General features: G+C 43.8%; 2 protein-coding genes. One reads left to right on the top strand and one right to left on the bottom strand.

Going from position 1 to position 3,010, the window contains the following annotated elements; all coding sequences use genetic code 11:
* Positions 1-7 precede the first annotated feature (7 nt).
* Positions 8-2,467, bottom strand: coding sequence for a hypothetical protein (locus ACI4L0_RS08190; protein ID WP_439799680.1), 2,460 nt, complete (start codon positions 2,465-2,467; stop codon positions 8-10).
* Between the two features lie 138 nt (positions 2,468-2,605).
* Here ACI4L0_RS08190 and ACI4L0_RS08185 point away from each other — a divergent pair, with 138 nt between their 5' ends.
* Positions 2,606-2,929, top strand: a complete 324-nt coding sequence (locus ACI4L0_RS08185) for a helix-turn-helix domain-containing protein (RefSeq protein ID WP_273314266.1) — start codon at positions 2,606-2,608, stop codon at positions 2,927-2,929.
* Positions 2,930-3,010: the final 81 nt, after the last annotated feature.

Below are 3,010 nucleotides of genomic sequence, written 5' to 3'. Positions count from 1 at the left end.
GCCGTCCCTACCGCAGAAAGCCGTATTTGTACACGAGAGGGCGCAGTTTTTCGGTGAGGGTGCGGTAAGCGGTTTCAAAGGCGGAAAAACTTACGGGCGGAAAATCGCCGCTTTCGCTGCGGGATTTGAGCGCGCCCCTTATCTGATACCAGCCGGCATCACTGCGGTTCAGTTTGTATTTGTCGCGGACGGTGCGCTCGTCGGTGGCAGAAAAATACGCGCGCCACAGTTTTTTGCCTTCTTCAAGGACGGCGCGCGCTTCGCAAGAAAACGGCGAGTCTGTGCCGGAAAGGTGCGGCAGTTTTTCTATGTAGCGCACCATAAAATCGCTTTCAAAACGGTCGGGCGCGTCTACTTCGTCTTCGGTGTATGGAATGAAGTGATTTGTTATGCTCCACTCGCGGTTATCCCACACAAGATTGTCTGCGCCGGCGGTGAGATTTTTGCCGTTGAAAAGCATCCAAACAAGGCAGTCCGTTTTGAATTCGTCGGAAAGTTCAGATGTTGGCTTAAGGAACTGGTCATTGTGATTTATCCAAGTATGTGGAACTAATTGGCGAACGGAAAAAACAACGGAAACTTGCCATAAATTCTCTTTGTTAATAAATAATCCGTGTCCACCGTTAAAGCCAGAAGAAAATAATGCAGTTCTTGCAGCCTGCTGCATATCATTGCCATTGCACCAAAAATATCCGATTGCATTGTCAGACCATTTTGTACCTCGTAAATCCCTCGTTGCTGTGGCTGGCGTAATCGCATTTTTCAATGGAATTACCTGCTCATCATTCGGCTTAGGTCTTTCAATCCAATTTGTTAAAAGTTTCTCATTCTCAATGTTATAGTATTCTTTCTGTCCGATTGGATTTGCATCTTTATCAAGAACTTCACAGGAAATTTCAGATGGAAATTCTATATTTTTCATTCCTGTTTTCCAAATTAAAAAACCGATTGGAAAATCACCTTTCAAACCGTCAAACGCTTTTGAATGAAAAACAAAACCGTCTAAAAATTTTCCGCTCCACTTTTCTCTAAAAACATTCAAGGTCTGTGAATTTACATATTTCAAAGTACTGAATATAGCCAATGTTGCATTAGGAATTTCTTTTGCAATACGAATAATAAATTGCATAAACAGTTCATTGCTAGCTTTTCCGTATTCATTCATTCCATATTTTGCAAATTTTGTTTTAGCAACATTTGTTTTTTCAGCACCTGTTTCTGCACCATTTTCTATATTATCTGAACTTGTCGCTTCCGCATACGGCGGATTTATCAGCACTAAAATTTTTTTCGCAGGTTTTCCGGCGGCATCTTTTCCGGCTTTGGCTTCGGCGATGGCGGTGCGAAGGCTCTGCGGAATTTTCTCCGTAAGCGTGTAGTCGATTTTTCCGTCGTCGGTAATGTCGTCGTTCAGATAGTCATACTGAAACCTTGTGGCGGCACGGCAGGTTTTTGCGGCTTTCATCACGTCCACGTCCGCCTGATCAAGCGTACTCATAAAAATGTTGCGGTGATTGGAATGTTTTGTTTCAAGATTTCCAACTCCACAGCACATATCCCACACGATGTAGTCGCGCTGCCAGTTTTTTCCTAGCGTCCTGTTCAAAAGTTCGTAGGCCTTTTCTACAACGTGAAGCGGCGTGAAGTATGCGCCCTTAAAACTGCGCTCGTCCGTAGGAATAAGGCTGTCGCGCCGTTCCAGAAGATAGTTGCGGTATTCGGCTTCCGGCGGACGGTTGTAGATTGCCCAGAATTTCCTGTAGCCGTCGTAGTTTCCAAGTTCGTACAGTTTGCCGTCAAGAAGAAAAGTCGGGCGGTTGTTCCTGTGCAGAAGTTCTGCCGGCAGGTTTTCGTGCGTACTTACAGTTCCGTCGCTCATAATGTCTGCAAAAAACAGAAGGCAGTAGTTTTCCGGCTCTATTCCCTTGATTTCGCGCCCTATCATTTCTACCCAGCGGTCAAACACCTGCTTCAAGTTGTCGGGCGTAATCTGCGTGCGGATAATTTCGCCGGTTGCAATCGCCTTCTGAACAGTGTCGATGAATTCTTTTTCCTGCGTTTCAATTCTGAACGAAACAAAATGCGTACCGATGTACTGTGAAACGACTTCAAGGGCTTCCTGCGTTACGTCGCTTGCGGACTTTCCCCATTTTATTTTGACTGACTTGTCGTTTAAAAGCGAATAGACTGTCTGAGTTTCCATTATGGCGGCTTTTACGCTGTCTATCACGCACAGGAACGGCGGAATTTCCTCACCCTCTTTTAATGCCTGTGCCACGTAAAAACACAGCTGCGTGAACATTGCGTATGTTGAAACTTTACAGCCGACTTTTGCCTCAAACCAGACTTCCTTTGTCTGAATGTCGATGAGGTTTTTCTGATAGCTTTTCAGGCGCAGTGCCTTTATGTACGCGTCCTTTACGTCTTCTTCTGACGATGCTTTCTGAAGTTCTGAAAAAAGGGACATTGAGAGCGGTTTCCTTTTTGAAAAATAAAGCAGTATTTTTTAATTATAACTACTATATTACGTAGTTATTCTGAAATATTACTTCGTTTTTTAGTTGTTGTCAAACAAGAAAACTTCACAATCTTGTAGTCTAAAGTGATGGATTTCAGTAAACATCTCAAATCAGAAATTGATTATTCAGGATTATCTTATAAAGAACTATCTCAAAAATCGGGAGTAGCCGAACGGGCATTATATACGTATGTTGCAACTAAAAATCCATCTATGCCACCGGCAGATGTCGCATACAAAATCGCCCGCGCGCTTGGCGTTTCGGTGGAATATCTTGTAACAGGCGGAACGGAAAAAACACCGCAAATTCCGGCAGAAACGCGCTTTGTCGCAGAAACCTTCAACACCCTCTCCGAAAACGACAAAAAATCCGTCATCGCACTCTTAAAAGAAATGAAGTCCCACAGATAACTCCGCGTTCGGCGGATAGTCAAAAACACAACTTCTTTGTATACTGAAAAAAAATGTGCGTACGCACAATAATTTTCAGTA

Origin of the sequence: Treponema sp. (assembly GCF_051883275.1) — a bacterium.
Classification (GTDB): domain Bacteria; phylum Spirochaetota; class Spirochaetia; order Treponematales; family Treponemataceae; genus Treponema_D.
This window is presented reverse-complemented; position numbering and strand designations above follow the sequence as displayed.